Origin of the sequence: Mesorhizobium sp. M7A.F.Ca.CA.001.04.2.1, assembly GCF_003998485.1 — a bacterium.
Classification (GTDB): domain Bacteria; phylum Pseudomonadota; class Alphaproteobacteria; order Rhizobiales; family Rhizobiaceae; genus Mesorhizobium; species Mesorhizobium ciceri.
On the sequence record NZ_RZQT01000056.1, the window covers coordinates 33,519 to 40,330 of the forward strand.

The 6,812-nt window shown below is 63.9% G+C and carries 6 protein-coding genes and 3 pseudogenes; 6 read left to right on the plus strand and 3 right to left on the minus strand.

Going from position 1 to position 6,812, the window contains the following annotated elements:
* The first annotated feature begins 55 nt into the window (after positions 1-55).
* Together EN955_RS18840 and EN955_RS18845 are read left to right on the plus strand one after the other, a co-directional pair.
* A complete protein-coding gene (locus EN955_RS18840; RefSeq protein ID WP_024504163.1) occupies positions 56-970 on the plus strand; it encodes a LysR family transcriptional regulator in 915 nt (304 codons plus the stop codon).
* Between the two features lie 75 nt (positions 971-1,045).
* Positions 1,046-2,356: a hemolysin family protein gene (locus tag EN955_RS18845; RefSeq protein WP_024504164.1), complete on the plus strand. Its 1,311-nt coding sequence runs from the start codon at positions 1,046-1,048 to the stop codon at positions 2,354-2,356.
* Between the two features lie 28 nt (positions 2,357-2,384).
* Here EN955_RS18845 and EN955_RS18850 read toward each other — a convergent pair whose 3' ends face one another.
* Positions 2,385-2,627: a hypothetical protein gene (locus tag EN955_RS18850; protein ID WP_013530057.1), complete on the minus strand. Its 243-nt coding sequence runs from the start codon at positions 2,625-2,627 to the stop codon at positions 2,385-2,387.
* A 139-nt stretch (positions 2,628-2,766) separates the two neighbouring features.
* Here EN955_RS18850 and EN955_RS18855 point away from each other — a divergent pair, with 139 nt between their 5' ends.
* Positions 2,767-4,275, plus strand: a complete 1,509-nt coding sequence (locus tag EN955_RS18855) for a winged helix-turn-helix domain-containing tetratricopeptide repeat protein (RefSeq protein WP_013530056.1) — start codon at positions 2,767-2,769, stop codon at positions 4,273-4,275.
* Between the two features lie 54 nt (positions 4,276-4,329).
* Here EN955_RS18855 and EN955_RS18860 read toward each other — a convergent pair whose 3' ends face one another.
* Positions 4,330-5,115 carry a CGNR zinc finger domain-containing protein gene (locus EN955_RS18860; RefSeq protein ID WP_338101681.1) on the minus strand — a complete coding sequence of 262 codons (786 nt, stop codon included), beginning with the start codon at positions 5,113-5,115 and terminating at the stop codon, positions 4,330-4,332.
* Between EN955_RS18860 and EN955_RS18865 the strand changes: the two are divergent.
* Positions 5,044-5,754, plus strand: a pseudogene (locus tag EN955_RS18865) (alpha/beta fold hydrolase); the annotation flags it as partial. The gene EN955_RS18860 and the pseudogene EN955_RS18865 sit on opposite strands and share 72 nt — an antisense overlap.
* 41 nt (positions 5,755-5,795) lie before the next feature.
* Positions 5,796-5,951, plus strand: coding sequence for a hypothetical protein (locus tag EN955_RS35480; protein ID WP_245265349.1), 156 nt, complete (start codon positions 5,796-5,798; stop codon positions 5,949-5,951).
* Between the two features lie 10 nt (positions 5,952-5,961).
* Here EN955_RS35480 and EN955_RS18870 read toward each other — a convergent pair.
* Positions 5,962-6,696, minus strand: a pseudogene (locus EN955_RS18870) (DMT family transporter); the annotation flags it as partial.
* Between EN955_RS18870 and EN955_RS35485 the strand changes: the two are divergent.
* Positions 6,696-6,812, plus strand: a pseudogene (locus tag EN955_RS35485) (EamA/RhaT family transporter); the annotation flags it as partial. The pseudogenes EN955_RS18870 and EN955_RS35485 overlap by 1 nt on opposite strands.

Genomic DNA, 6,812 nt, shown 5'->3' on the forward strand with positions numbered 1-6,812 from the left:
GTGCGGTATAGTTTGACACTGATTGCGGACTAAAAGTCGACAATAGGAAATCGCCATGGAAACGGCCGACCTGCAAGGCACCGTTGCGTTTGTTCAGGCGGTGGAGGCCGGCAGCTTCACTAGCGCCGGCGAGCGGCTGCATGTGACGAAGTCGGCGATCGGCAAATCGATCGCGCAGCTGGAGCAGAGGCTCGGCGTTCGCTTGCTGAACCGCACCACCCGCAGTCTCAGCCCGACCAGCGAAGGCATCGGCTACTATGAAGCCTGCGTCCGGGCCCTGGCCGAGATCGAAGCCGCACAGTCGCTGCTCGCCTCGCGTCGGCAGGTCCCGTCTGGCCGGCTTCGGGTCGACGTGCCGCTGGCCTTCGGCCGACGCTGCGTCGCCCCGGTGCTGTTCGAGATTTCGAGGAAATTTCCGGACCTGACGGTTGAAGTCTCCTTCAATGACCGCCGCGTCGACCTGATCGAGGAGGGTATCGACCTGGCGATCCGCATGGGCGAACTCGACGACAGCCTGTCGCTTGCGGCCAGGCGCCTCTATGCTCAGCGCTCGGCCATATGCGCGGCTCCCGACTATCTCGACAGGCATGGCCGGCCGCAATCGGTCGAGGATCTCGCCGATCACAGCGTCATTGGCTACGGTCGCGAGGGCATCGTCCGCCCCTGGGTGATCAGACATTCCGACGGCCATCTCGCAACCTTCGTGCCCAAGGCGCGGCTCGTTCTCGGCCATGGCGAACCGATGCTGGATGCGGCGCTCGCCGGCTGCGGCATCGCCTTCCTGCCGACATGGCTGGCCGCCGACAGCCTCAAAAGCGGCGATCTCGAAATGGTGCTGTCGGAATGCCTGGTCGAGAACATCGTCGTGCATGCCGTCTGGCCGGTGACGCGCGCGCTCACGCCAAAGGTGCGGGTTGTCGTCGACGCCCTCGTCGAACATTTTTCGGCGCCGCCCTGGGATGCCGCGTGAGCGAAATACCGGTCATTTCTCAAAAATCACGCCGGACTATTTTCGAAGACCGCGCCACAATGCTATTGACCGCTCATGTTATACGTCGAAATCGCTATCGTGGTCGTCCTCATCTGCGTGAACGGCCTTTTGTCGATGTCCGAGCTCGCCATCGTCTCGTCGCGCCCGGCCAGGCTGAAAGCGATGATCGACCGCGGCACCAATGGCGCCGGCCGCGCCCTTGATCTTGGCTCAAATCCCGGCAAGTTCCTGTCCTCGGTGCAGATCGGCATCACCTTGGTCGGCGTCCTCTCCGGCGCCTTTTCCGGCGCCACGCTCGGCGAACGGCTGGCGCAGTTCCTGGCTTCGACCGGCATCCGCGAGACTGTCGCCGACCCGCTCGGCGTCGGCATCGTCGTTGCTATCATCACCTATTTCTCGCTGATCGTCGGCGAGCTGGTGCCCAAGCAGATCGCGTTGCGTGATCCCGAGCGGGTCGCCGCCAGGGTCGCTCCGGCGATGACCATCCTCGCCACGGTGTCGGCGCCGCTGGTCTTCCTGCTCGACTTCTCCGGCCGCACCATATTGTGGCTGCTCGGTCAGCGCGGCGAAAGCGAGGAAAAGGTCACCGACGAGGAGATCAAGATGCTGGTCGCCGAGGCCGAGCATCACGGCACCATCGAATCCGACGAGCGGCGCATGATCGCCGGCGTCATGCGGCTTGGCGACCGCGCCGTGCGCGCGGTGATGACGCCGCGCACCGAAGTCGACTGGATCAATCTGCAATCCGACGAGGCGGCCATCCGCAAGCTGCTCATGGAAACCCAGCATTCGCGCCTGCCGGCAGGCGACGGCGGCGTCGACGTCATGGTCGGCGTCGTCCAGACGCGTGATGTGCTGGCCGCACTGCTTGCCGGCCGCGTGCTCGATCCGCGCAGGCATGTGCGCGCAGCCCCCATCGTCTACGACCAGGCCGACGCGCTCGATGTGCTGCAGAAGCTAAAGGAATCCGACGTGCCGATGGCGCTGGTGCATGACGAATACGGCCATTTCGAAGGCATCGTCACCCCGGCCGACATTCTGGAAGCCATCACCGGCGTGTTCCGCGCCGACACCGACGCCGGCGACGAGGAAAACGCGGTCAAGCGCGAGGACGGCTCGTGGCTGCTCGCCGGCTACATGCAGGCCGACGAGATGGCCGACATTCTCGGCATCGACCTGCCGGAAAACCGCGATTACGAAACCGTCGCCGGCTATGTGCTGTCGCATATGCACCATCTGCCGGCGACTGGCGAATGCGTCGACGCGCAGGGCTGGCGCTTCGAGGTGGTCGATCTCGACGGCCGCCGCATCGACAAGCTGATCGCCACCCGCCTGGCCGGCGCCCCTCGCGAGGCGGTGCGCTGACGGTCGACGCGATTTGCGGCATTTCGCTCTATCGTTCCCAGAAGGACTTGGCGATCTCTCCCTCGACCTGCTGTATCGTCAGGCCGATATCGTCGATCAGATGCGGATTGTCCTTCGACATTTGCCTGAGCTGCCAGCGAAAGCGTATGCGCTCGCGCCAGGTCCGATCGTGCCAGCTCGCGATGATGCTTCGCAGGGTCTTCAGGAGCCGGCGCGATGCCGGCCGCACGGGCGTTCCCGGCCGCGCTGCACAAGTGAGGGTATTGGTCATGGCAACCTCCATATGGTTTGAGGGCCTGGGGCTCTCGATGAGGTTGAATTCTGCGCGATACGGACGGCGCCGTAATTAAGCCCTCCCAAATAGTTCCCAAAACTTCCAAACGAGCCAGAGCGGCCCTATAGATGCGCCTATGCAGGGATCGCGTTTTGCCTTTGGTCCGTTCGTGCTTGATCCGCGTGCGGGAACGCTGCTTCGGAACGATGTCCCCGTTGCCGTCGGCTATCGCGGGCTGAGCCTGCTTGCGGCACTCGTCGGGCGGCCCGGCGAAATCCTCGGAAAAGCCGAGCTGATGGACGCCGCGTGGCCGGGCACGGCCGTCGAGGAAGGCAATCTCACCGTCCAGATCGCGCAGCTGCGCAAGCTGCTTGGCCCCGTCGGCGACAACGGCGAATGGATATCCACCGTTCCGCGCGTCGGCTACCGTTTCACGGGGGCCGTCGAACAGCTGGGCGAGGCCAGGCGAAAACCCTTGCCGCTGCCCGACAAACCGTCGATAGCCGTGCTGCCCTTCGTCAATTTCAGCAACGATCCCGAGCAGGATCCCTTCGTGGATGGGTTGACGGAAGACCTGATCACCGACCTGTCCAGAATCTCCGGCCTGTTCGTCATCGCCCGCAACTCGACCTTTGCCTACAAGGGAAAAGCGATGGACGTGCGCGAGATCGCCGGGGATCTTGGCGTGCGCTACCTGTTGGAAGGCAGTGCAAGACGCGCCGCGGGGCGCGTGCGCATCAACGCACAGCTGGTCGACGCGATGAGTGGCGATCATCTGTGGGCGGAACGCTTCGATCGCGGCCTGGAGGATATCTTTGCCGTTCAAGACGAGGTGACGGCCAAGATCGTGGAAGCGCTGCTTGGCCGGCTGCGCGCGCCGCCGCCGCGCAATCGGCCGCGAAATCTGGAGGCCTACGACCTCTGCGTGCGGGCGCGAAAGCTGATCGACGACTCGCCGCAGATGGCGCAGGAAGCGCATCTGATGCTGACGCGCGCGGTGTCGCTCGATCCTGATTATGCCGAGCCCTATCGTTGGCTTGCCATGAACCACTGGATGGGACAGGTGCATTGGGGCGGACCAACCGAGGCTGCCCGCAGCGTTGCCCTGGAGCTGGCGCGCAAGGCGGTGGCGATCGATCCCAACGACGCCGGTTGTCGCTGGATCCTGGCTTATCTGCTTGCTTATGAGCGCAGCTTCACTGAAGCGGATGCGGAATTCGCCAAAGCGATCGAGCTCGACCCGAACGAGGCCGACACCTGGGCGGCATTGTCCGACATCGCGGTCCTGGCCGGAAGGGTCGAAGAGGGCCTCGAGCACATCGGCAAGGCGTTCCGGCTGAACCCGTTTCCGGCGAGCTGGTACTATCTGACGCTCGGCCAGGCGCAATATGCGGCGCGCGACTACCAAGCCGCTATCGAGACGTTGCGCCGTGACGAGACCTATCGCACAAGCTCACGCCGTTTCCTGGCGGCAAGCATGGCCCAACTCGGCCGGCTCGACGAGGCGCGCGCAGAGGCTGAACTGTTCCTCGTCGGCAACCCGCATTTCACAACCCATCACTGGGCGACGACCGAGCCATTCCGCGACGCCGCTACGCTCGAGCATTTCGTCGATGGTTTTCGCAAGGCCGGTCTTCCGGAGTGACGCGCCGGCATCCGGCCCGCCCGCAGCAAAGGCGACGTGGTGCGCTAACCCAGTCTAGACGTCGGTATGATCTCGGTGGCGCGACACCTTCTCGCGGTTGCCGCAGGTGCGCATGCTGCACCAGCGCCGCTTGCCACCTCGCGACGTATCGAGGAAAAGCCAGCCACAGCGAGGGCAGGAATGCAGCCTGTCGCGCGGCAGGGTGAAGAACGCTTCGATGGACAGCATGGCCAGCAACGCGGTGACGGCGTCCGGATCGCGCCACCGGCCAAGGGCAAGCTCCGGCCTGGTGCCATCCAGCTCGATAGACCCGGCGGCAAGCGAGCTTGCCGTGCGCGAGAACAACACGCCGAGCGGTTCGACCGCAGACGGTTTGCCCGCGGCGATTGGCTCGAAAACCTGAAATGACGCCTCCCGCATTTCGCGGACCCCTTCCACGAACCGCCCATCCGCTATCTCGGCAACGGCCTGCGCCTGGCGATCGTCGGCAAGCCCTGAGGCGCTGAACCAGTTCGCAACATCCCGGACGGACTTGAAGAGTTCATTGTCTGCTGCCGGCGCCCGCCGGTCGAACACGGCGTTCGACAGGTCCAAAGCGGGATGCCCGCCTATGAAGTGATCCGGTACCCATTCGGTGTATGCATCGCCCATGGAACATAACCTCATTAACCGGATTATACGGTTACATGATGTAACCACTATCATACGGATACGTGGTGTCAAAGCCAGCGCGTCGCCAGATCGGCGCGGAACCCTGGGAGGGAGAGGATGTGCAGCAATCGTTACAAGACCCGCCACGAAACCATCAATGTCGACGGCCTCGACATCTTCTACCGTCATGCCGGCGATCCCGGCAGACCGGCAATCCTGCTGCTGCACGGATATCCGACTTCGTCGCACGTCTATCGCAATGTCATCGAACCGCTGGCGGAGACAGCCTATGTGGTGGCGCCGGATCTGCCCGGTTTCGGCTTTTCGTCCGCCCCTTCCATCGATGCCTATGACTACACGTTCGACAACCTGGCCAGCACGATCGAAGCCTTCATCGAGGCCCTCGGCCTCCAGCGATTCTTCCTCCACATCACTGACTTCGGCACGCCCGTCGGCTATCATCTCGCCACACGGCGTCCGGATCGCATCCTCGGCCTGATCGCCCAGGACAGCAACGCTCATGACGAGGGGCTGGGACCGGAATGGGACGCGCCGAAGGCGTTCTTCGCCGAACCGACTGAAGAAAACCGCGCCAGACTGCCGGACTGGATGAATTTCGAGGGGACCCGAAATCAGTATATCGGCGGTCTCCCCGAGCGTCTGAAAGTGCTGTTTCCGCCCGAGGGTTGGTATCTCGATACGGAGCGCCTGGCGAGGCCCGGCAACACCGACATTCAGTTCGAACTCTTCACCGATTATGGCTCGCACATCGCGCGCTTCCCGGCCATCCAGGCCTATCTCCGCGACCAACAGCCAGCATGCCTGGTGCTGTGGGGGCGCCACGACGCCTTCTTCGCCTGGACGAGATCATGGCCTACAGCCGCGATCTCGACGCCGTCGAAATCCATGTCTTTGAGAGCGGGCACATGCTTCTCGAAACGCATCATCGCCAATGCGCGGCTCTCATCGCTCACTTCATGCACGAGGTGGAGACTGGGGTATTTCGCGATCCGGCGGGGCGTTGAACGTCGACGTTCAAACCGCCACTTCGATGGGCTCGGCAAGCCTGGGATTGGCCCGCGCGGCGATCAGGCAGCCGGCGACGATCAGGCACGCTCCCGTCAGCGTGGTCCAGGTCGCCTCCTCGCCGAAGAAGAACCAGCCAAGCGCGACCGCCCAGATGAAGGCCGAGTATTCCGTCGGGATCAGATATTGCGCTTCGGCGCGGGCGTAGGACCAGCTCATCAGGAATTGCCCGGCGAGCGACAGCACCGTCACCCCGGCCAAAGGAAGCCAAAGATCGCTCGGCAGGGCGACGGCAAGCCAGGGTGCCGCGAGGCCGAGCAGGATGGCAACGCAAAGGTTCTGGAACAGCATGATCTCGATCGGCTTGGCCAACTGCGCCTGTTGCCGGGCGAGGATCAGATTGTATCCGTAGAACACCGTCGACACGAGCACCGCTGCCGTGCCGAGCATGGCGTCCTGCGAATAGTCTGCCTGCCCGAACTGGCCGGCCATGATGATGGCGACGCCGGCGATGCCGGCCAACGATGCCCAGACAGCCTGGCGTCGGATCCGTTCGCCCAGCAGCAGCGCGGCGAGAAACAGCGCAAACAAGGGCGCCACGAAGCTGAGCCCGATCGCCTCCGCGAGCGGCAGCCTGGCCAAGCCCCAGAAGAAGGATATCAGCACGACGCCGACAATTGCGGCACGCAGCGCATGCAGCCTCAGCACCGGAATGGTCGGCTTTAAGCGTGGTCCCGCCAACCAGGCTGCCGCTCGCGGAGGCGATCGGGCTCAGCTTCGTGGCGCCCTTGTTTGCGCTGTTTCTCGCCGCGCTGCTGCTGGGCGAACGGATCCGACGCCAGGCTGTCTGGGCATCGTTG

What these genes read in the sequence shown, in the direction of transcription:
- EN955_RS18850 (WP_013530057.1), bottom strand. Translation starts at nt 2,627, where the DNA reads ATGACCAATACCCTCACTTGTGCAGCGCGGCCGGGAACGCCCGTGCGG.
- EN955_RS35480 (WP_245265349.1), top strand. Translation starts at nt 5,796, where the DNA reads ATGGCCTACAGCCGCGATCTCGACGCCGTCGAAATCCATGTCTTTGAG.
- EN955_RS18860 (WP_338101681.1), bottom strand. Translation starts at nt 5,115, where the DNA reads ATGACGGTAGAAGATGTCGAGGCCGTCGACATTGATGGTTTCGTGGCG.
- EN955_RS18845 (WP_024504164.1), top strand. Translation starts at nt 1,046, where the DNA reads ATGTTATACGTCGAAATCGCTATCGTGGTCGTCCTCATCTGCGTGAAC.
- EN955_RS18840 (WP_024504163.1), top strand. Translation starts at nt 56, where the DNA reads ATGGAAACGGCCGACCTGCAAGGCACCGTTGCGTTTGTTCAGGCGGTG.
- EN955_RS18855 (WP_013530056.1), top strand. Translation starts at nt 2,767, where the DNA reads ATGCAGGGATCGCGTTTTGCCTTTGGTCCGTTCGTGCTTGATCCGCGT.